This is a genomic window from Mesorhizobium calcicola (genome assembly GCF_042682105.1).
Taxonomy (GTDB): domain Bacteria; phylum Pseudomonadota; class Alphaproteobacteria; order Rhizobiales; family Rhizobiaceae; genus Mesorhizobium; species Mesorhizobium calcicola.
In genome coordinates, this window is the sequence record NZ_JBHUGY010000047.1 from 1 (window position 1) to 22,136 (window position 22,136).

17 protein-coding genes and 2 pseudogenes are annotated in these 22,136 nt (G+C 63.5%); 5 read left to right on the plus strand and 14 right to left on the minus strand.

All coding sequences use genetic code 11. From position 1 onward, the window contains the following. The 9 genes and pseudogenes from tatC to ACFSQT_RS28060 all read right to left on the minus strand — a co-directional run. Positions 1-721: pseudogene (gene tatC, locus ACFSQT_RS28020) on the minus strand (twin-arginine translocase subunit TatC); the annotation flags it as partial. Next, positions 718-1,515 carry a Sec-independent protein translocase protein TatB gene (tatB, locus tag ACFSQT_RS28025; protein WP_379024223.1) on the minus strand — a complete coding sequence of 266 codons (798 nt, stop codon included), beginning with the start codon at positions 1,513-1,515 and terminating at the stop codon, positions 718-720. The gene tatB and the pseudogene tatC, both read right to left, overlap by 4 nt. Before the next feature lie 29 nt (positions 1,516-1,544). Then, entirely contained in the window at positions 1,545-1,766 is a 222-nt protein-coding gene (locus ACFSQT_RS28030; RefSeq protein ID WP_015317533.1) for a twin-arginine translocase TatA/TatE family subunit, read from the minus strand. Positions 1,767-1,935: 169 nt separating this feature from the next. Continuing rightward, positions 1,936-2,700, minus strand: coding sequence for an SMC-Scp complex subunit ScpB (scpB, locus tag ACFSQT_RS28035; protein ID WP_379024226.1), 765 nt, complete (start codon positions 2,698-2,700; stop codon positions 1,936-1,938). Further along, positions 2,697-3,497 (minus strand): segregation and condensation protein A, encoded by an 801-nt coding sequence (locus ACFSQT_RS28040; protein WP_379024404.1) that lies wholly within the window; start codon positions 3,495-3,497, stop codon positions 2,697-2,699. Before ACFSQT_RS28040 ends, scpB begins: the two co-directional genes overlap by 4 nt. 60 nt (positions 3,498-3,557) lie before the next feature. Then, positions 3,558-4,577 carry a beta-N-acetylhexosaminidase gene (gene nagZ / locus ACFSQT_RS28045; protein ID WP_379024228.1) on the minus strand — a complete coding sequence of 340 codons (1,020 nt, stop codon included), beginning with the start codon at positions 4,575-4,577 and terminating at the stop codon, positions 3,558-3,560. 132 nt (positions 4,578-4,709) lie between these two features. Beyond that, positions 4,710-8,099: an SPOR domain-containing protein gene (locus ACFSQT_RS28050; protein WP_379024230.1), complete on the minus strand. Its 3,390-nt coding sequence runs from the start codon at positions 8,097-8,099 to the stop codon at positions 4,710-4,712. Positions 8,100-8,202: 103 nt separating this feature from the next. Beyond that, entirely contained in the window at positions 8,203-9,960 is a 1,758-nt protein-coding gene (gene argS, locus ACFSQT_RS28055; RefSeq protein ID WP_379024232.1) for an arginine--tRNA ligase, read from the minus strand. Between the two features lie 62 nt (positions 9,961-10,022). Beyond that, positions 10,023-11,237, minus strand: a complete 1,215-nt coding sequence (locus ACFSQT_RS28060) for a deoxyguanosinetriphosphate triphosphohydrolase (RefSeq protein ID WP_379024234.1) — start codon at positions 11,235-11,237, stop codon at positions 10,023-10,025. Between the two features lie 76 nt (positions 11,238-11,313). Between ACFSQT_RS28060 and erpA the strand changes: the two genes are divergently transcribed. The 4 genes from erpA (at position 11,314) to ACFSQT_RS28080 (ending at position 13,277) form a co-directional block, all read left to right on the plus strand. After that, entirely contained in the window at positions 11,314-11,661 is a 348-nt protein-coding gene (gene erpA / locus ACFSQT_RS28065) for an iron-sulfur cluster insertion protein ErpA (RefSeq protein ID WP_027024881.1), read from the plus strand. A gap of 2 nt (positions 11,662-11,663) precedes the next feature. Continuing rightward, on the plus strand, positions 11,664-12,059 hold the full coding sequence (locus ACFSQT_RS28070) for a VOC family protein (RefSeq protein WP_379024236.1): 396 nt from the start codon (positions 11,664-11,666) through the stop codon (positions 12,057-12,059). Between the two features lie 17 nt (positions 12,060-12,076). Continuing rightward, positions 12,077-12,871 (plus strand): exodeoxyribonuclease III, encoded by a 795-nt coding sequence (gene xth, locus ACFSQT_RS28075; RefSeq protein WP_379024238.1) that lies wholly within the window; start codon positions 12,077-12,079, stop codon positions 12,869-12,871. An 88-nt stretch (positions 12,872-12,959) separates the two neighbouring features. Beyond that, positions 12,960-13,277, plus strand: a complete 318-nt coding sequence (locus ACFSQT_RS28080) for a hypothetical protein (protein WP_379024240.1) — start codon at positions 12,960-12,962, stop codon at positions 13,275-13,277. A 50-nt stretch (positions 13,278-13,327) separates the two neighbouring features. On the opposite strand, the gene ACFSQT_RS28085 is transcribed toward ACFSQT_RS28080, so the two are convergent. The 4 genes from ACFSQT_RS28085 to ACFSQT_RS28100 form a co-directional block, all read right to left on the minus strand. After that, complete coding sequence (locus tag ACFSQT_RS28085; RefSeq protein ID WP_111547387.1) at positions 13,328-14,167, minus strand: tetratricopeptide repeat protein; 840 nt, start codon at positions 14,165-14,167, stop codon at positions 13,328-13,330. Further along, positions 14,154-15,878, minus strand: a complete 1,725-nt coding sequence (gene ilvD, locus ACFSQT_RS28090; protein WP_379024242.1) for a dihydroxy-acid dehydratase — start codon at positions 15,876-15,878, stop codon at positions 14,154-14,156. Before ilvD ends, ACFSQT_RS28085 begins: the two co-directional genes overlap by 14 nt. Positions 15,879-16,168: 290 nt before the next feature. Next, complete coding sequence (locus ACFSQT_RS28095) at positions 16,169-17,416, minus strand: outer membrane protein transport protein (protein ID WP_379024244.1); 1,248 nt, start codon at positions 17,414-17,416, stop codon at positions 16,169-16,171. A gap of 358 nt (positions 17,417-17,774) precedes the next feature. Beyond that, positions 17,775-20,558 carry a valine--tRNA ligase gene (locus ACFSQT_RS28100; protein ID WP_379024246.1) on the minus strand — a complete coding sequence of 928 codons (2,784 nt, stop codon included), beginning with the start codon at positions 20,556-20,558 and terminating at the stop codon, positions 17,775-17,777. 555 nt (positions 20,559-21,113) lie between these two features. Between ACFSQT_RS28100 and ACFSQT_RS28105 the strand changes: the two are divergent. Beyond that, a pseudogene (locus ACFSQT_RS28105) lies at positions 21,114-21,221 on the plus strand (VOC family protein); the annotation flags it as partial. Positions 21,222-21,276: 55 nt separating this feature from the next. Here ACFSQT_RS28105 and ACFSQT_RS28110 read toward each other — a convergent pair. Further along, positions 21,277-22,101, minus strand: a complete 825-nt coding sequence (locus ACFSQT_RS28110; RefSeq protein WP_379024248.1) for a DUF2497 domain-containing protein — start codon at positions 22,099-22,101, stop codon at positions 21,277-21,279. Positions 22,102-22,136 lie beyond the last annotated feature (35 nt).

The window sequence follows — 22,136 nt, forward strand, 5'->3', positions numbered from 1 at the left end:
CGCAGTCCGCACACCATGTATCGGATCGGGCGGCGTCAGCACCGCCGCGACGACGAACGCAATGACGATCGCCCATTTGCGCTTTTCGGCCAGCGCCTTGGACGACAGCATGCCGACCCGCGTCATCAGGCTGGTCACCACCGGCAGCTGGAACACCAGCCCGAAGGAGAAGATCAGCGTCATGATCAGGCTGAGATATTCCGACACTTTCGGCAGCAGCGAAATCTGCACCTGGTCGTCGGTGCCGGCCTGCTGCATCGCGAGGAAGAACCACATCACCATCGGCGTGAAGAAGAAATAGACCAGCGACGCGCCCATCAGGAACAGGATCGGCGACGCGATCAGGAACGGCAGGAAGGCGTTGCGCTCGTTCTTGTAGAGGCCGGGCGCAATGAACTTGTAGATCTGCGTGGCGATCAGCGGAAACGCGATGACCATGCCGCCGAACATGGCGAGCTTGACCTGGGTGAAGAAGAATTCCTGCGGTGCGGTGTAGATCAGCTCGACCTTGTGCGGATCAAGCCCGGCCCACTTGGTCGCCCATTTGAACGGGATCACCAGCACGTTGAACAGCCTCTTGGCGAAGAAGAAACACACCAGGAAGGCGACGAAAAAGCCACCGATCGACCAGATCAGCCGCCGGCGCAGCTCGATCAGATGCTCCATCAGCGGCGCCGACGATTTCTCGATCTCGTCCTTTTTCCGTGTCCGAAACGCTCACTTGGCGGCTCCCGCCGTCTTCTTGGCCGCCGGCCTCTTCGCCGCGGCAAGCTTCGGTTCGGCTTTCGTCGCGGTCTTGGTCGCGACCGTCTTGGCCGCGGCCGGCTTCGCGGCCTTGGGCGCTTCAGGCTTTGCCGCCGTCACCGCCTTCGCCGGCGCCTTGGATGCGGGCGTAGCCTTCGCAGTCACAGCTTTTGCCGAAGCGGAAGCCTTTGCGCCATTTGTGGAAGCATTGGCCGGCGCTTTTGCAACCGGTGTCGCCTTTGCCGGCACAGCCTCGGTCACCTTCTTCGCCGCTGACGCCTTCGCCGCCGGTTCTGTCGGCACTGACGCCGTCACCACCGATTCATCGGTCATGGCCGGGAAAATCGGCGCTGCCGGCGCCGCTTCCGGCCCGTTGACGCCAGGCATGGTCGTCGCGCCGTTCTTCAACGGTTCTGCCGCCTGCGGCGTCGAGGCGGCGGGCGCTGCCGGATCATCTGCCGGCTTCGGTTTCATAACCGCGTCGACGCCGGAGCGCACATCGGCCGCTGCCTGTTCGAACGGATTGAGCTGCTTCCTGATCTCGGCCATCGGACTGAGGCCCCTGAGCTCGTCGACTGACTTTTTGACGTCGTCGAGTTCGGCTTCCTTCAGCGCCTCGTTGAACTGTTTCTGGAAGTCGGCCGCCATGGCGCGCAGCTTCGCCGTCGTGCGCCCGAAGGTGCGCAGCATATTGGGCAAATCCTTGGGTCCGACGACCACGATCATGACGATCGCGATGACCAGCATTTCGGTCCAGCCGACTTCAAACATGGCACTCTGTTCCGACTAGAACCTGTGGCTCAGCTCTTGCTGGCTTTTTCCTTCGCGGCCGAAACGGTCTCGTCGGCACGGTGTTCGACGGTGCGCTTGTCGTCGGCAACGTCGTCGTCGGCCATGCCCTTCTTGAAGCTCTTGATGCCCTTGGCCATGTCGCCCATCAGCTCTGGGATCTTGCCACGGCCGAACACCAAAAGCACGATCACCAGCACGATCATCCAGTGCCAAATCGAAAATGAACCCATAGCAAATCTCTCTCGAATGTTTTCCCTGGCGATGATCTATGCGTTTTCGCGTAGGGATTCAAACACAACTGCGACAGAGTTTATGAAAGGGTGGCGGATGTCACGCATTTTCGGCGTGACGGCCCGCTACGAATCCGCGCATCCTCGACGGATTGGCCGCGATTGCCAGTCAATCTTCCGTGACGCGCGGCGTCAGCAGGCCGAGTTCCTCAAGGTCGATGTCGGTCAGCGCATCCTCGTCGTCGGTCAGCGCATCGGGGTCGGCCGGTGGCTGCGGAATGGAGAAATTCGACGGCATGCGGCCCGAAAGCAGCCCTGCCCCCTTCAGTTCCTCCATGCCGGGAAGGTCGCGGATTTCCTCCAGCGCGAAATGGTCGAGGAAGGTCTCTGTCGTGCCATAGGTAACGGGGCGTCCCGGCGTTTTGCGCCGGCCGCGCATGCGCACCCATTCGGTTTCCAGCAGCGTGTCGAGCGTGCCTTTCGAGGTTTCGACGCCCCTGATGTCCTCGATCTCGGCGCGTGTCACCGGCTGGTGGTAGGCGATGATCGCCAGCACTTCGAGCGCCGCGCGCGACAGCTTGCGCTGCTGCACCGTGTCGCGGCTCATCAGGAAGGCCAGGTCGCCAGCGGTGCGGAACGCCCAGGCGTCGCCGACGCGCACCAGATTGACGCCGCGCCGCGCATAGATCTGCTGCAGGTCGGCCATCGCCAGGGCGATGTTGATGCCGTCGGGCAGGCGCGCCGCAAGCTGTTTTTCGCTGACCGGCTCGGCGCTGGCGAACACGATCGCCTCGGCCATGCGCACGGCTTCCGCCAAATGCAGCCGCTCGGCCGGATTCTGGACCTGCTCGGCCGGTTCCTGGGAAAACAACTCCGCTTCCGGCTCGTCGTCGACCTTGAACGGGATAACCGAAGCGTTGGCGCGTTCGCTCATGATGCCACCTCGACTGCCTTGATTGCCTGCACGCGGCCGCGCAGATAGATCGGCGCGAACACTTCGTCCTGCCGCATGTCCATCTTGCCTTCGCGCACCAGTTCCAGCGTGGCCGCGAACGAGCTGGCGATCGCCGTGCGCCGCTCCTCGGGGCTGGTCATGTATTCGATCAGAAAACTCTCCAGCGCCGTCCAGTCGCGCACCGCGCCGACCAGCCGGGTCAGGATGTCGCGCGCGTCCTTGAGCGACCAGACACCGCGCCTGGCAATCGTCACATTGTTGATCGCCTGCTTCTGCCGCTGCTGGGCGTAGGCGGTCAGGAGATCGTAGAGCGAGGCCGAATAGGCGTTGCGCTTTTCGACGATGACCATTTCCGGCATGCCGCGCGCGAACACGTCGCGGCCGAGCCGGTTGCGGTTGACTAGGCGCGCCGAGGCGTCGCGCATGGCCTCCAGCCGCTTCAGCCGGAACTGCAGCACCGCCGCCAGCTCCTCGCCGCTTTCGCCCTCGTCGCCCGGCTGCTTGGGAATGAGCAGCTTCGACTTGAGGAAGGCCAGCCACGCAGCCATCACCAGATAGTCGGCGGCAAGCTCGAGCCTGAGCGCCCTCGCCGTCTCGACAAAGGCTAGATATTGCTCGACCAGCGCCAGGATCGAAATCCTCGCCAGATCGACCTTCTGGGTGCGGGCAAGATGCAGCAGGAGATCGAGCGGGCCTTCGAAGCCGGCCACATCGACGACCAGCGACGGATCGCCAGTGACGCGTGAATCGTCATTCTCGGCCCACAGACGGTCCATCGGTGCGGCCTTCGCGGCCTTGCTTTCCAATGTTTCCGCCACGCCCTCTCGCTTCCTTTGTCAGGCCACCGCATCGAAATAGGTGGCGAATTCCGCGCGTATCTCGGTTTCTTCAGCCGCGTCGCTTTTGCTGATATAGGTCAGCGCCCGCTTGGCACGCTCCAGCGACTTGCCCTCGAGCCCCGTGGTCCGCGATGCGATGCCGGCCATCTCCTCGAAAACGCCATTGCAGTGAAGGACCAGATCGCAGCCCGCCGCAAGGATCGAAGCCGCCTTTGTCGGGAAATCCCCAGAAAGTGCCTTCATCGAGGTGTCGTCGCTCATCAGCAAGCCGTCGAAGCCGATTTCACGCCGGATGATCTCGTCGATGACCTTGCCGGAGGTCGTCGCCGGGTTCTTCGGGTCGATTGCGCTGTAGACGACATGCGCTGTCATCGCCATCGGCAGATGGTTTAGCTCCTTGAACGGGGCAAAGTCATGCCGCTGCAGATCGCTGAGCGAAGCGTCCACCGTCGGCAACTCGAAATGCGTGTCGGCAAAGGCCCTGCCATGACCCGGAATGTGCTTCATGACAGGCAACACGCCACCCGACATCAAGCCTTCGGCGGCGGCGCGGCCGAGTTCGATCACCGGTCGCGGCTCCTTGCCATAGGCGCGCGCGCCGATGACGTCGCTGGCGCCTTCGATCGGCACGTCGAGGACCGGCAGGCAATCCGCCGTGATGCCATAGCGAAGCAGGTCGAAGGCATGCAGCCGGGCCATCAGCCAGGCCGCGCGGGCGCCGGCGTCATGATCGTCGCGCCACAGCGCGCCAAGCGCGCCGCCGGCCGGATAGTTCGGCGCCAGCGGCGGCCGCAGGCGCTGCACCCGGCCGCCTTCCTGGTCGATGAACACCAGCGCGTCCGGACGGCCGATGCAGTCGCGCATCTCGGCGACCAGATCGCGGATCTGCTCGGTCTCGCCAATGTTGCGCGCAAACAGGATGAAGGCCCACGGGCATTCATTGCGATAGAAATTGATTTCTTCGCGAGTGAGCGATTTCCCGGCGCAGCCGAGGATCATGGATTTTGATTCGGTCATGCCAGGAGTTTAGGGCTTTGCGTGATCAAAGGGAATCGTCCCGGACCGCATGCGGTCAAACGCCAGGTCTGTTTCCCACGAAAAAGCCGGCGCGGTCTGGACCGCGCCGGCTTTGATTGGCTGGATCGGCTGTTAGCGCGAGACGAAGCAGTTGCCGCCGGCGGCCTTGTAGCTGGTGCACAGGTTGATCGCGTCGTTGCGCGACTGCGCAGGCACGCGGACCCGGTAGAAGGTGCCCTTGCCGGCGATCTCGGCCTTGACGATGTTGGCGGTACGGCCGGCAAGCACGCTGCCGTAGCGGCGCTGCAGGTCCTGATAGCTGGACTGGGCGCTTTCGACCGTCGGCTGCGAAGCGATCTGCATCGACCACGAACCACCACCAGTCGCGGTCGATGCCGGATCGATGGATGCAACCTGGTCGGGCTTGACCTCGCCGACGACATCGACCGGCTGGTCGGACGGGCGCTGCGGCGCGACCGGAACCTTGGCCGGCGTGTTGGCCGACTGTGTGCTGGAGGAGGATTGGGGCTTGGCCTCGGCCTTGGGCGCGGCTGCCGGTTTGGCCGCCGGCTTGAGGGCCGGCTCGTCGTCTGCCTGGGCGGCGGCGGGCGCCACCGTGCCGGTCTGGTCCGCGTCGGCCTGGGCCGAAGGGGCAACATGCTGCGGCGCCGGGTCGGCCGGCTCAACGGCCGCCACTTGCGGTGCCGCGGGCGCCGGATCCTCACGCGGCACCAGCGAACCGTCAGATTTGACCACCATGGTCCTCACCTTGCGCGGCGCCACGGCGACGACATCGGCATTGGTGCCCTTGTCGGCATCCTGCAACACCTGCGCGATGCGATCCTCGGATTTCGGCGCCGGCGCGGCGTTGTCGGCTGGCGCCGCGCTGGCCGTCGACGCAGCGTTGCCGTCATCCGTTGCAGCTGCCGCGGCGTTTTGGTCAGGCGAAAGATCGATGGCGCGGGCGGGATCCTTCGCCTGCACATCCACAGGCACTTCGGTGTTGGTGACCAGCTTTTCCTGAACCGGCTCGGCGGGCTTTGTTCCCTTGACCACCGCGTCGTAGACCTTGTTGTCCTGGTTCGGCACCACCGTGCCGCCCGGATTTTCCGGCTTGACCTTGATCGGTGCGTTGTCGGCCTTGACGATCACCGGTGCTTCGCTGCCGCCCTTGCCGCCCAAAGACAGCGCAAAGGCGCCGAGGCCACCAGCGACCGCCACCGCGCCGACAATCGCCGCAATGAACAGGCCACGTCGGCGCGAGGGCCTCGCGGCCTCCCGCTCGCCGAGACCCGGAACGGCCATCGCCTCGTCCAGTTCGGGATCGTAGTCGAGTTCGTCGACGGTGAAATCGTCCGCCTGCGAAACCGGCTGGCTGCCGGGCAAACTGTCGAGGTCGAAACTCGCGGCATCGGCATAGCCGGCTGACGCTGTCGTGCGGGCAGACATTTCCGCCGGCCGCGCCGCATAGGTCCGCGCTTCCGGCTGATAGGCCGGCTTCAGTCCGTCATAGCCCGGTTTGACCGCGTCATAGCCCGGCTTGAACCCGGCGTTGTAGGAATCATCGTCGTAGGACGCACTGGCCCCCTTGCCGGCGGGAGCGGCAGCGACATCCACTGCGTTCATTTCGGTGAGAAGGCTGGAGAACTCAGCGTCGAGATCGTCATAACCAGGCGTCGCCGGTGCGTCTTCCTCGAAATGCAGTTCCGGGATGTCGAGATCGTCCGCCAGCGCCACGACACGCTCGGGTACATCGACTGTCTCGACATCGGGCATGTCTTCGTAGCGCGCGGACTGACGGGGTTGCGGCACCGATACGGGAGCTGCATGGGCGGCGGTCTCGACTGGCTCGGCCGAACGATAGGACGGCGCCGCGGCGACTGCCGGCGCGGCGGCCCGGGGTGTTATCGAAGCGGTCGGCTGAGCGCTAAATGCCGGCTGCTGCGGAACCGGCGTCACGCGGCTCCACGAACGGGTCGGCTCCGTCGGCTCGGAACGTTCCGCCAGCCAATCGAGTGAATCGTTCTGATCGGGCCGGGAAGTGGCCGTGTCGCGCGGATCCAGGCTCTTGGCCAAAGCCGCGTCGAACGCATCATCGTCGAAATCGACATCGTCTTGCGCGGCGACATCGGAGCGCTGATCCTGGTCCTGAAAGTTATCAAGCTGCAGATCGTCGAGATCCGGATCTGCGGCTTGAGCAGCATCAAGGTGGTGCTGCTCATCAGGCGTCGGTTCGTCGAGATCCCACTCGAGGTTGCCGACAAGATCGGCCGGCTCCTCAGCGGTCTCCGCAACCGCGGCGACAGCCGGTTGAGCGGCGACAGCCGGTTGAGCCATCACGGGCTCCCTGGCCACCGTGCGCGCGGTCATGGCACCCAGCAGCGCATTCAACTCGTCTTCCAGGCTTCGTTCATCCTCGATCGGGGCTTGCTCGGCCACATCAACGGCCGGCGCCACTGGCTGGACCGGAGCGGCTGCGGCCTCGACGACGGGCTCGTCGGCCGTCTCGGCAAACGTATCGTCGAAGTCCAGGTCGAAGCCATCGTCCGACGCGCCTGCAGGGCTGGAAACCTCGCCCTTGGCGTCCGCGGTTTCGGCCGGCACATCATCCGCTTCCGGCTCATCGAATGCGACCGGCTCATCCGCGCGACTGTCAAGATCCGCGCGACTGTCAAGATCCCCGCGACTGGCAAAATCCATATCGACATCAGCCATGGCGTCGTCGAAGTGGCCGGCAAAATCCTCGTCGGAGATTGCCTGGACGTCACGCGCGGTCGCTTGCGCCGGCATGGGGTACTCGACCGGGTCCGCGGCCGTGAAGGACCGTTCGGCCTCGGAATGGTCGTCGAGCATTAGCTCGTCTTCTAGCGAGATCGCGACCGCATCGTCGAATTCATGATCGGAGGCCGGCACGACAGCAGCAGGCACGTCGGCGATGGGCGCGGCGTGCTGCACCTCGTCGGCTTCCTCGTCGATCCGGAAGTCCTGATCGAGCGACGCGGCAAGCTCGTCCTCCATCGGCTGATCGTCCTCGAAGGGCGAAACGTCTTCGAGCGAACTTGCGACGGCATTGTCGAAATCAGACTCGAAAGCCGGCTCGACGGCTGGCGCGGTTTCGGCAGCGTCCAAATCCCCATGGCTGGCGACGGCTGCATGGTCGTCGACATCCGACAAGTCGAGATGGAAATCGTCGTCGAGCGACAGTGCGAGATCGTCGTCCATCGCGCTGACATCAGCCGCATTGGCATCAGCCGTTTCGAACGTCGGCTCATGAGCTTCGGCAACCGGAGCGGCGTCGCTGTCGTCAGCGCCGAACTCGCCCATCAGTTCCTTCTCGAGATCGATATCGAAATCCCCCTCTTGCGCCGGCTGATCGGCGACGGGGGCTTTCGGCTGGGCGGGCGCTTGCGGCCTGACCGGCTGGCGTGGGTCGAATCCCATGATCCTGGTCAGTTCAGCGAACGGATCATCGCCAGCGATGTCGTTGTTGTCGGCTGCTCTCAGCTGGGTTCTGTCTGCCATTATTGTTCCCGAACTCGCACTCATTCGGACGCCATGGACGTCGCGTAGGGTTGGCCCTTACCAGCGCAATGTGGGCAAAAGGTGACAGGTTTTTTAGTCAAACCTAACGCATTTCGGTGGGCGCAGCGGCTCCGATCAACGTCAGGCCGGACGTCAGAACGTCCGAAACAGCCTGCACCAGCCCTAGTCTGGCATGCGTCAATTGTCGGTCGTTAACCTTAACAAAACGTAAGTCCGGATTATCTGTGCCACGGTTCCAGTGTCCGTGGAAACTGGAAGCCAGATCATAGAGGTAAAATGCCAGCCTATGCGGCTCGAGCGCAAGTGCCGCGGACTCGATCAGGCGCGGGTATTCGGCAAGCTTGCGGATCAGGCCGATCTCGCCCTCGTCGGTCAGCGACGTCACGGCGGAGGCCAGGCTGTTGCGATCGAAATTGGCCTCGCCCAGTTGCTCGCTCGCTTGCCTGAACACCGAATGGCAGCGCGCCGAGGCGTACTGCACATAGAACACCGGATTGTCCTTGGACTGCTCGGTCACCTTGGCGAAGTCGAAATCGAGCGGTGCATCGTTCTTACGGTACAGCATCATGAAGCGGACGGCATCCCGTCCCACTTCCTCGATGACTTCGCGAAGGGTAACAAAATTCCCGGTCCGCTTTCCCATCCGCACAGGTTCGCCCTCGCGAAACAGCTTCACCAACTGACACAGCAGCACGGTAAGCTTCACCTTATCGCCGGCAATCGCCCGCGCCAGCGCTTCCAGCCGCTTGACGTAGCCGCCATGGTCGGCGCCGAGCACATAGATCAGGTCGACGAAGCCGCGATCGACCTTGTCCTTGAGATAGGCGACGTCGGCGGCAAAATAGGTGAACGAACCGTCCGACTTGACCAGCGCCCGGTCCATGTCGTCGCCGACGGCCGTCGAGCGGAACAGCGTCTGCTCGCGGTCCTCCCAATCGTCGGGCTTCTCGCCCTTGGGCGGCGGCAGCTTGCCCTTGTAGATATGCCCCTTCAGCGTCAGGTCGCTGATCGCCGAGCGGATCTTCTTGGCATTGTCGGCGTGCAGCGTGCGTTCCGAGAAGAACACGTCGTGATGCACGTTGAGCATCGCCAGATCCTCGCGGATCATCGCCATCATCGCATCGATGGTGCGGTCCTTGACGATGGCCAGCGCCTCGTCGTCCGGCATCTCCAGCAACGAGCGGCCAAACTCCCTGGCCAGCGCCTGGCCGACAGGAACCAGGTAGTCGCCGGGGTAAAGCCCGGCGGGAATCTCGCCGATATCCTCGCCAAGCGCCTCGCGGTAACGCAGCACGACCGAACGGCCGAGCACGTCGATCTGCGAGCCGGCATCGTTGATGACGTATTCCTTGGTCACGTCGTAGCCCGCGAAGGCCATCAGATTGGCGAGCGCGTCGCCAACCACGGCGCCCCGGCAATGGCCGACATGCATCGGGCCTGTCGGATTGGCCGAGACATATTCGACATTGGTTTTCCTGCCAGCGCCAACCGTCGAGCGACCATAGTTGCGGCCTTCGCCAAGCAGCGCGGTCAGATGCGCCTGCCAGAAGCCGTCCCTGAGCCGGAGATTGACGAAGCCGGGACCAGCGACCTCGGCAGCGGCAACGTCCTTGTCGCCACGCAGCGCTTGCGCCAGCCTTTCGGCCAGAGCGCGCGGATTCTGGCCGGTCGGCTTGGCCAGAACCATGGCCGCATTGGTCGCCAGGTCGCCATGGCTGGCGTCGCGCGGCGGCTCGACGGCAATGCGCGACAGGTCCGGCGAAACGCCATCATTGTCTTTCAGATCAAGCGCTTCGACGGCTTTTGTGATTCGCGCGGTGAAGTCGGCGAAGATGTTCATGGGTATTGCTCTGGCGGCTTTGTAGCGAATCCGGCTCGTTGGCCGGCAAAATCGAGCCCGCCCTAGCTCAAATCCGGAGTGCGGTCAAACAAACGCCGATGTTCCTTGAGCGCGTAGGTATCGGTCATGCCGGCCAGGAAGTCGGTCACGTTGCGCGCCTTGATGCGATCGTCGGCCCGATCGAGCCCCTCGCGCCAGCCGTCCGGCATGGCGCGCGGATCGGCGAAATAGACGTCGAACAGGTCCCTGACGATCTGCTCGGCATCGGCGCGCACCCGCATCACCTCCACGTGCCGGTAGAGGTGCTTGTAGAGAAAGGCCTTCAGTTCTTTCTCGAAGGCAGCCATTTCGGTCGAAAAAGTCACCATCGTCTCCCCGGCTGCCCTCACCGCGTCGGCACTCCGCGGTTTGATCCGCTCCAGATTGGCAGTGGTGGAAACGATGACATCCTCGACCATGTCGGTGATCTGGCGCCGCAGCAGTTCATGGCCGGTGCGCACGTCGTCGAGCGCCGGATAGCGGGCGCGCACGCCCTTCAGGATCGTTCCCGGCAATGAGACCGTCTCCAGCATATCCAGGGTCAGCACCCCTGCCCGCAAGCCGTCGTCGATATCATGCGTGTTGTAGGCGATATCGTCGGCGATCGCCGCGCATTGCGCCTCGATGCCGGCAAACCGGTCCAGTTCGAGGTCGTGCAGCTCCGAATAATCGCGGATCGCCTGCGGCACCGGCCCCTTCAAACCCTGGCCATTGCTGTCGGTCAGCGGTCCATTGTGCTTGACCAGGCCTTCCAGCGTTTCCCAGGTCAGGTTGAGCCCGTCGAATTCGGCGTAGCGCGCCTCCAGCCTTGTCACGATGCGCAGCGATTGCGCATTGTGGTCGAAGCCGCCCCAGGCGGCCATCTTCTCGTTGAGCGCGTCCTCGCCCGTGTGGCCGAAGGGCGTGTGGCCGAAATCATGCACCAGCGCCACCGCTTCGGCGAGATCCTCGTCGCCGCGCAGCGCCCGCGCCAGCGCGCGCGCGATCTGCGCCACTTCGATCGAATGGGTCAGACGGGTGCGATAGTGATCGCCTTCATGGGCGATGAAGACCTGCGTCTTGTGTTTCAGCCGCCGGAACGCCGTCGAATGGATGATGCGATCGCGATCGCGCTGGAACGGCGTGCGCGTCGGGCTCTCGACCTCGTCGAAAAGCCGCCCGCGCGACTTTGCCGGATCGCAGGCATAGGCCGCGCGCGGCCGATAGCCGAATCCGATGTCGCCAAGCTCATTTGTCATGGCTGATGCTGCCGCAGTTGACTTGCCCCGTCGCGCTTCATACCTATCATGTGAAACCGAAAGCAAGGTGACGCCGATGGGCGCGGATGCCAAGACTGCCATGAAAGTCGACATGACCGAGGCCGCCGCCAGGCGGATCGCCAAGATTGTCTCCGGCGAAGCCGGCAAGACGGCGTTGCGCGTCTCGGTTGAAGGCGGCGGCTGCTCCGGCTTTTCCTACAAGTTCGATCTGGTCGACACCCGCAACGACGATGACGTCGCCATCGAGAAGGACGGCGCCACGGTGCTGATCGACGATCTGTCGCTTGTCTATATGGGTGGCTCGGTGATCGATTTCGTCGACGACCTGATGGGCCAGTCGTTCCAGATCCGGAACCCGAACGCCGTCGCCTCCTGCGGCTGCGGCACGAGCTTTTCCATATAGAAATGCCTGCAATCGGCGCGGTCCGTCAGATCGCGCTGTCGGCCGGACGCGACCTCGATGCCACTCTGGCCTTCTGGCGCGATGTGCTCGGCATGAACCTGCACGCGCGCTTCGATCCGCCCGGCATCGCCTTCATCATGGCCGGCGATGTGCGGCTGTTGTTCACCGACGGCATACCGGCCGGAACCGTCTATCTCGACATATCAGGCCTCGACCATTTCCATGCCGAGGCAAAAGCCGCGGGCGTCCCCTTCACCGCGCCGCCGACGCTGATGCACAATGACACCGAAGGCCAGTTCGGTCCGGCGGGGGAAAGCGAATGGATGGCCTTCCTAAAGGACCCGGCTGGCAATACGATCGGGCTGGTCGAACGCCACCCGCCGCAAGATCCTCACTGAACAGCATCGAGACCGTCATGAAAATCGTCACCTGGAACATCAACGGCGTGCGCGCCCGCATCGGCAACCTCACCCATTGGCTGACCGAGAGCGCGCCCGACATCGTCTGCCTGCAGGAGATCAAGACGGTCGACGACCAGTTCCCGCGCGCCGAGATCGAGGCGCTTGGCTACAATGTCGAAACCCACGGCCAGAAAGGCTTCAACGGCGTCGCCCTCCTGTCGAAATTGCGCTTCGACGAGGTTATCAGGGGCCTGCCCGGCGACGATGCCGACGAGCAGGCGCGTTTCATCGAAGGCGTCTTCTCGACCGACAAGGGTGCATTGCGCGTCGCCTCGCTCTATCTGCCGAACGGCAATCCGATCGATGACGACAAGAAGTTCTCCTACAAGCTGTCCTGGATGGAGCGGCTGGAGCGTTGGGCGCAGGAGCGGCTGCGGTTGGAAGAGGCGCTGGTCCTGGCCGGCGACTACAACGTCATTCCCGAGCCGATCGACGCACGGTTTCCGGAGAACTGGCTGGGCGACGCGCTGTTCCAGCCGCAGACGCGGCAGGCCTTCCGCCGGCTGCTCAATCTTGGTTTCACCGAGGCGGTGCGAGCGGTCACCGACGGATCCGGCACCTATACGTTCTGGGACTATCAGGCTGGCGCCTGGCAGAAGAACAACGGCATCCGCATCGACCATCTGCTGCTGTCGCCGGAAGCCGCCAACCGGTTTTCCGCGGCCTCGATCGAAAAGCATGTGCGCGCCTGGGAAAAGCCGTCCGATCACGTCCCGGTGGCGATCGATCTCGCGCTGCAGCCGGCCTGACGGAGAACCCCTGTCCGGCAGCCTGATGCGGGACACGCCGGCGCTTGACCTCATACAGCCACATTCCGGCGCATGATGAGGGATCATCATGGCGGCCGGGGTTCCCATGACTATTCGTATTGTTCTTTGTCCGATCGGCCTGGCATTTGCCATGGCCGCGATCGTACCGGCTTTCGCCGCCCCGGAATGTCTTGCCAATGGAAAATCGTATCCGGTCGGACAGGTCGCCTGCCTGACGGTTGCCGACCAGAGCCATCTTGCCCGCTGCGACATGGTGCTCAACAACACCTCGTGGACAAAGGTCGGGGATAGCTGCCCTGAGAACACGATGGCGCCGCACCCGCACGTGACGCCGATCTCGACGCCGGCTCCCAGCATGGTGCCGACGGAGCCGACCGCGAACTGATCAAGATCGAAATCGAGTGCTGCTGGTTAGGCCCCGCGCGGCCAGCGAGACTACTGGTCTGCGTTGCCGCCCTTGGTGAGGATGTCGTCCGCCAGCGAGATCGCGGTGCGGCGGTCGGCTTCGCCGGCGGTGGCGAATGCCTCTTCCTGCATGCCGCGGATCCACGGCTGATCGGCCGGCGAAGCGCGTTCGAGCGCGGCGGTCATCATCGCCAGGCCGCGAACGATCTTGCCGCTCTGGAACAACAGATGGCCGAGCGTCGCCTGCGCGCCGGCATGGCCCTTCTCGGCGGCGAGTTGGAACCAGCGCCCGGCCTGCTTGACGCTGGCCTTCACGCCGCCCTCGCCCTTCAGGAACATCTGCCCCATCTCGAACTGCGCGTTCGGGTTGCGGTAATTGGCGGCGGCGCGCATGTAATATTCCTGAGCCGCCACCTCGTTCTCGGTGACCGGGCTGCCGGGAATGCCCTTGCGCAGATAGTCGCCAAGCGCCACCAGCGCGTCCGAGACATAGCTTTCTTCGGGCGAGCCGGGCTCGACATCCTGGTCGACGATCTCCGAGAAGAACTTGAACGCCTCATAGTCGTCGCGCGCCACGCCGTCGCCCTCGGCATACATGCGGGCAAGCTTCCAGGTGGCGCCGATCTGGCCGTTCTCGGCGGCGTATTTATAGGCCTCGGCGGCCTGTTCCTTGTGGCCGTTCTTGTAGGCGGAAAAGCCGAACTGGAACACCGCCCATGGGCTGGATTGCGGCTTCACGCCGGTCTTGTCGTCGAACACCTTGTCGTCGAAGGCCATGGCCTGGCCCACGGCGCCAAAGGTCGCGCCAAAAGTGGCGAACACGACCAGTGCCGAAAAGACAGACGACCTCAACAACTCAGATGTCCGCATAGCAATGTGTTTCTTTCGCACCGCCCGGATGGGTGACCGCGCCATCGCGCGCCGGCCCAACCGTCTGTGCATATTTCCATATCGCGCCCGACTGATAGTCGGTCGTGCGCGCCTTCCAGGTCTTTGCCCTCGCAGCCAGTTCGCTGTCGGACAACGCCACATCGATGGTGCCGTTGACCGCGTCGATCGAGATCACGTCGCCATCCCTGAGCAGCCCGATCGGACCGCCCACGGCTGCCTCGGGCCCGACGTGGCCGATGCAGAAACCGCGCGTCGCGCCCGAGAAGCGCCCGTCGGTGATCAGCGCCACCTTGCCGCCCATGCCCTGGCCGTAAAGGGCTGCCGTCGTCGACAGCATCTCGCGCATGCCCGGGCCGCCGCGCGGTCCCTCGTAACGGATGACGAGAACTTCGCCCTCCTTGTAATTGCGCTGCGTCACCGCCTCGAAACATTCCTCTTCCGAATCGAAGCAGCGCGCCGGACCCGAGAAGTTGAGTTCCGTCATGCCGGCGACCTTCACGATCGCACCTTCGGGGGCAAGGTTTCCCTGCAAGCCCACAACACCGCCGGTTTTGGTAATGGGTCTGTCGGCGGGACGGACCACGTCCTGATGTTCATTCCAGACAACGTGCTGCATATTTTCGGCCAAAGTGCGGCCAGTCACGGTCAGGCAGTCGCCATGCAGATAGCCGTGGTCGAGCAGCGTCTTCATCAGCAGCGGAATGCCGCCGGCCTCGAACATGTCCTTGGCGACATATTTGCCGCCCGGCTTGAGGTCGGCGATGTAGGGCGTCTTCTCGAAGATCTTCGCCACGTCGAACAGGTCGAACTTGATGCCGGCCTCGTGGGCGATCGCCGGCAGGTGCAGTGCTGCGTTGGTCGAGCCGCCGGTGGCCGAAACCACAGTCGCCGCGTTTTCCAGCGCCTTGAGCGTGACGATGTCGCGCGGCCGGATGTTTTTCGCGATCAGTTCCATGATCTTTTCGCCCGAGGCGAAATTGAAACGGTCGCGCATCTCGTAAGGGGCCGGCGCGCCACAGGAATAGGGCAGCGCCAGGCCGATCGCCTCGGCGACGGTGGCCATGGTGTTGGCGGTGAACTGGGCGCCGCAGGAGCCGGCCGACGGACAGGCCGCCTGCTCGATTTCAAGCAACTCGGAATCACCGATCGTGCCGACCGAGTGCTGGCCGACCGCCTCGAACACATCCTGTATGGTGATCTGGCGACCGCGATAGCTGCCGGGCAGGATCGAGCCGCCATAGATGAAGATCGACGGCACGTTGAGACGGACCATGGCCATCATCATGCCGGGCAGCGACTTGTCGCAGCCGGCCAGCCCAACCAACGCATCATAGCAATGGCCGCGCATGGTGAGCTCGACCGAATCGGCGATGACCTCGCGCGACACCAGCGACGACTTCATGCCCTGGTGGCCCATGGCGATGCCGTCGGTGACGGTGATGGTGCAGAATTCGCGCGGCGTGCCGCTGGCGGCCGCGACGCCCTTCTTGACCACCTGCGCCTGGCGCATCAGCGAGATGTTGCAGGGTGCCGCCTCGTTCCAGCAGGACGCCACGCCGACCAGCGGCTGCGCGATCTCGGCCGCCGACAATCCCATCGCATAGAGATAGGACCGGTGCGGCGCACGCGCCGGACCGACGGTCACATGGCGGCTCGGGAGCTTGGCCTTGGAAATGACTCTGGCGTCCATACTCTTCCTTGCCGCGGGCGGTGCGGCCTGCCCCATCGCCGAGCCTTTTGGCGCGTGTCCCGAGACAAGATCGAGTTGCGCCGGGTTTATGGCGGGAAATGGGCAATTACCTCGGCGGGATTTGTAGCGCAGGGGTTGTTCAGAAAGTGTTGCCGAAACGTCACAATCGCAAGAGGGGCATTGGTGCGGCTTATATGCAACGCAGCTTGGATGACGGAGCCGGCGACAACACCGGCACAAACGAAAAAGGCCGGGCAATGCCCGGCCTTTTCATTCGCTTTTCCAGGGGCTTAGAACTTGATCTTGAGGCCACCCGAAATCGCCGTGACCAGATCGTTGCCGAAGTCGTAGCTGACTTCCTCGCCGGCCACATAGCCGTTCTCACCAGCCACCGTTCCCGAGTGGCCGCTGGTCAGCACGCCAATCGCGCCGGCCAGACGAACCTCGATGTTGGGCTTGGGCGTGTAGGCGACGCCGCCGCCCACGGTCCAGGTATCGGTCTGCGAGCCGTAGCCGTGCGAAGTGCCGCGATCCCAGGAAAGCTGGCCAGCCGCACTCCACTCTTCGTTGAACTTGTGACCGATGCCGCCGGTGACGGTCCAGCCGTCACGATACATCAGGTCCAGCGAGGTAATTTGCGCCGAATGCAGGGCATCGCCGGTAACGCACAGCGCCGAGGGAGTGCCCTGGACGCAAATCGGAACACTCTGCAGCAGGCTCCAATTGACCCACTTGAGCGAGCCGAAGGCGAGCCAGCCGGGCGCAATGCCTGACTGCAATTTCAATTCGACCGTGTCCGGCATGTACTGCGTTGAGCCATAGATCGGCAGCACGACCATGCCGACATGCGTCAGGTCCAGCGTGCCCGAGATGTTGTCGAGCTTGACCCGCGAATTGTAGACGAGGCTGGCGCGCAGCGCGATCTCAGGGATTTCATAGGCAAGGCCGGCGCGCCAGCCCCAGCCGGTGCCCTTGAGATCAACACGACCGGTTCCCTGGAAATCCGGCACCAGCGGCGACACCAGGTCTTGCTTGAAGCCATGGACTTCCTGGTAGTAGACGCCGCCGATGAAGCGAATCTGACCTTTGCCGGCATCCATCTTGTAGGAACACGTGCCGGCGTAGTTGTCGCTCTTGATGTCCGTTTCCATGTTGGACTCGGCGCCGGCCCACAGACCCGGATTTGTGTGCGCGCCCCAAGGCTGGGAATAGTCGAACATACAGTCGATGCCCTTGACGAGCTCGGCCTTGACGCCGATGCGCGGCACCCAGTAGCTCTCGCTGTCATTCGCCGTGCTGCCCAGGAACGTCAAATTGCCGTCGCTCGGGTCCGTATCCACCGCATTCTTGAGTTTGCGTTGCGGCATCACAAAGGTCGCTTCAGCTTCCGTCGCGAAAGGTGCCGGGTCGAACAAAAGATCGATGTCGTAGCCGCCGCGCTCGATACCGCCGGCATGCGCCGAGCTCATCGCCGTTCCGATCAAAGCCAGCGAAAAGCACCCCGCCCCCAGCAGTGCTTTCAGTCGCGAAATAGTCATGAAGAACCTCCCCGAATTCGAGTGCATCAAGCTAGAACCAATTCAGGTTAACGGTGCAACAACGAATTCATGAGGCGTACATGTACATGTTCGCCGAGCGCATTTTCGACATAATGCAAGCCGGCGCGGCAAGGTCGAAAAACGGCCCCCAAGGCGTACGTCACTCCGAAAAAGGGAGCGAAACCGGCCACAAGGGCTCAGAAATAGCGATTTTTAGGGGTCCAGAGCCCCATTGTTACATTATGGCAACAATGGGGCTAAAACTTTCCGTTTACGTCAACATTAACGCTACGGAATGCCTATTTTCGAGGCAAAAAGCCCCGATTTCGAGGCCGGCCGAAGCGCCGCGAATCTGCCCTCACCCGGCGTCGCGAACCCTGGTCAACGCCACCGAAAGCTTGTCTTGCGCGTCGCGGTATTCGGCGAGCTTTTCACGCTCGGCGTCGACGATCTCGGCCGGCGCGCTGGCGACGAATCTTTCGTTCGACAGCTTCTTGTGCAGGCGCGCGATTTCCTCGGTCACCTTGGCCAGTTCCTTCTGCAGCCGTGTTGCCTCGGCGGCGAGATCGATCAGGCTGCCAAGCGGCAGGCAGATCGTCGCCTCATTGAGCACGATCTGCGCCGAACCCTTCGGGGCGATATCGGCCAGCGAGATGTCGCCGACCCGCGCCAGCCGCTTGATCGCCGAGTCCTCGCGAACGAGCCGTTCGCGTGTGACGTCGTTGGCACCGACCACGACGAGCGGCGCGATGGCTGCCGGCGGCACGTTCATCTCGGAGCGCACCGAGCGGATGCCGGAGACAAGGTCGACCAGCCAGTTGATGTCGGCGGCGGCATCGGCGTCCTCGAAGTCCGGCGACGGCCATGCCGCATGACACAGCAGCGACGGCCGTTCCTTGCCTTCGCCAGCGGTCTGCGCCCACAGTTCCTCGGTCATGAACGGCATCATCGGATGCAAGAGCTTGTAGATCTCGTCGAGCACGAAGGCGACGCAGGCGCGGCTCTCCGCCTTGGCCGCCTCGTCGGCGCCCATGAACACCGGCTTCAGCAGTTCCAGGTACCAGTCGCAGAACAGGTTCCAGACGAAGCGATAGGCGGCCCCCGCCGCCTCGTTGAAGCGGTACGAGGTGATGCCGTCGGTGATCTCGCGCGCCGCCCGCGTCAATTCGGTCAGGATCCAGCGGTTGACCGCCAGCTTGGCGTCGTTCAACCAGAAATCGTCATTGCGCGCGACCTCGTTCATCTCGGCGAAGCGCGTCGCATTCCACAGCTTGGTGCCGAAATTGCGATAGCCGGCGATGCGCGCCGGATCGAGCTTCACGTCGCGGCCCTGCGCCGCCATCACCGTCAGGGTGAAGCGCAAGGCATCGGCGCCGTATTCGTCGATCAGGTCGAGCGGGTCGATGACGTTGCCTTTCGATTTCGACATCTTCTGCCCGTTCTTGTCGCGCACCAGCGCGTGGACGTAGACGGTGTGGAACGGCTCCTCGTCCATGAAGTGCAGGCCCATCATCATCATGCGGGCGACCCAGAAGAAGATGATGTCGAAACCGGTGACCAGCACGTCGGTCTGGTAGTAGGTCTTCAGCTCGGGCGTCTCATCCGGCCATCCCAATGTCGAGAACGGCCATAGCGCCGACGAGAACCAGGTGTCGAGCACGTCCTCGTCGCGGGTCAGGATCTCGCCCGGCTTGTAATTCTCGAGCTTGTCCTCGACCCAGGCCTTCCATGGTCCTTCCAGCGCCAGATAATATTCGATCGCCGCGCCCAGCGCCTCTTCCTCGGTCTTCTCGACGAAGACGCGCCCGTCCGGCCCGTACCAGGCCGGAATCTGGTGACCCCACCACAGCTGGCGCGAGATGCACCAGGGCTGGATGTTCTCCATCCAGTCGAAATAGATCTTTTCCCAGTTCTTCGGCACGAAATTGGTGCGGCCTTCGCGCACCGAGGCGATCGCCGGCTTGGCCAGTTCCGCCGCGTTGGCATACCACTGCTCGGTCAGGAACGGCTCGATCGGCACGCCGCCGCGGTCGCCATGCGGCACCGCGTGGCGATGCGGCTCGACCCTTTCCAGGAAGCCGCCTTCTTCCATCAGCTCGACGATCTTCTTGCGCGCGACGAAACGATCGAGGCCGTTGAGTTCATCCCAGACCGCCTGCCGCTCCGGCGTCACCTCGATACCGGCAAGGAAATCCTCATTGTCCTTGAGGCTTACCGCGGCCTCGATGGTGAGGATGTTGATTGCCGGCAGCTTGTGGCGCTTGCCGACCTCGAAATCGTTGAAGTCGTGCGCCGGCGTGATCTTGACCGCACCAGAGCCCTTCTCCGGATCGGAGTACTCATCCGCCACCACCGGGATCTTGCGGCCGACGATCGGCAGAACGATGTTCTTGCCGACCAGGTGCCGGAAACGCTCGTCGCCGGGGTGCACGGCGACGGCGGTGTCGCCCAGCATCGTCTCGGGGCGCGTCGTCGCCACGGTGATGAAGGTTCTCGGGTTCTCCGGATCGAAGACCTGGCCCTCGACGGGATAGCGGAAGTGCCAGAGATTGCCATTCACCTCATGCTGTTCGACCTCGAGATCGGAGATCGCGGTCAACAGCTTCGGATCCCAGTTCACAAGGCGATTGTCCTTGTAGATCAGCCCTTCCTTGTAGAGCGTGACGAACACTTCGAGCACGGCCTTGGACAGGCCCTCATCCATGGTGAAGCGTTCGCGTGACCAGTCGGCAGAGGCGCCGAGCCGCTTCAACTGGTTGAAGATCGCGCCGCCGGATTCGGCCTTCCACTCCCACACTTTCTCGATGAACTGCTCGCGCGTCAGGTCACGGCGGTGGATCTGCTTTTCCATCAGCTGCCGCTCGACCACCATCTGCGTGGCAATGCCGGCATGGTCCATGCCGGGCTGCCACAGCACGTTCTTGCCGCGCATGCGCTCGAAGCGCACCAATATGTCCTGCAACGTGTTGTTGAGCGCGTGGCCCATATGCAGCGAGCCGGTCACGTTCGGCGGCGGGATGACGATGGTGAAGGCTTCCGCCCCCTCCTCGGCCCCGGCGCCGGCGCGGAACGCGTCGGCCTCTTCCCAGACTTTGGCGATCTTCGGCTCGACGGTTTTTGCGTCGTAGGTCTTTTCAAGCATGGGAAAATGGTCCGCGCTGTCGGGAGTTTTGCTGGTCCGCTGTAAATCGGAAGGTTTTGGCCAAGTCAACCGCAAGGGCTGCGCCGGTTCATCACTAGCAAATAGGCGCCGCCTTGTTCACTTCAACGGAAGGCCGTGCCCGCACTCGGCACAAAACTTCGCCCTCGGCGTCCGGTATGGCTTTCCACACGCCGGGCAGTTAGGGCCGTAGTCGGAACGGCGCACATAGAACACGTCGTACACGGTCCATAATTTGAAGCCGGTGAGTTCGAAATATCGATCCGCCGAAGGATTGGGCAGCGCCTTTCGCGCCTCCTCCAAGGATGCTCCGGTTTTGGCGCAATAGGCATCACTGCGTCTATCGTGTCATGTGCATCACGCACGACGTCCGCATGCTCCTCATCGGTGAGCATGGGAACCACTGCTCCCAGTCTGTAGCTGTAGGTCCGCTTGCGATCCATCGATCAACGATAGCAGGGAAAGATAGCACGCGCCTGCCCGGCAGGTGTCGCCGCAATAATTTGCCAGCGCTGTTGTAGAGCGCATCGGCTTCCGGCCGGAGGGCCCTTCCACCAGACATTGCGAACCGAACCCTGGGGCGCGCGCACGTTCATCAGGGATCCAGACGGCAACCTTGCTTGCTTTGCGGCCGGCGTGGGCTGACTCACTAACAAAAACGCCGCCCCACGGGCGGCGTTTCAGGATGATTGAGACGAGATTACTGCGCCCCGCGCGCCACGCGCTCGATCTCCTCGCGCACCAGCCTTTCGACCAGGGTCGGCAGATTGTTGTCGAGCCAATCCTGCAGCATCGGCCGCAGCATCTCTTCGGCCATCTCGTCGAATGTCTTCTTGCTGCGGCTGGCAAACGCGTCGGAAAGCTCACCAAAGGCGGCGGCAACCTGCCTGCCGGTGTGCTCGGAAACGATTGCCGGACGCGGCGCATCGCTGCCCGCCACCGGTCGCACCACGCTTGGGTCCGGTCGAGACGGCTCGACGGCTGCTTTCGCAGGCGGTTCGTCCCTTGGAGTCTCCACCGGCGGCTGGGCATCCGGCTTGCGTGCCTCGCCCCTGTCCGGCACCGCCCTCGCCTGCTCACCGACCGCCGCAATCTCGCGCCGCCAATCGGCAATGGGGGCATCGGCGGAATGCGCCGCTGGCGCCTCGACGGTCGCCAGCGGGGTCGGTTCGGCGGCGACCCGGGCGCTAACCTCTGCAAGTGTCATCGAAGGCTTTGCCGGGGCGGGTTCGGCGCGCAAAGGCGTTTCCATGCGCGCAATCACCTGCGCGGCGGCCGGCAATTGTGCCTGGACTTCTGCCAGCGTCACCGGTTTCTTGACCTCGGGGGCGGCATGAAGGTCGGCACGGAATGCCTCGACGTCCGGGACCGCACCGGCGCTCGACGCCGGCTCCAGATCCTGGCGCAACTCATCGGCATCGCCCGGCTGCTTGCGGCCACCGTCGCTGTCCTCGATGATCCTCCTGATGGAAGCCAGTATCTCTTCCATGGAAGGTTCGCGCTGTGCGCTGCTTGCCGTTGCCATCGTCACATCCGCCGCCCTAGTGACCCGTTGCAGAT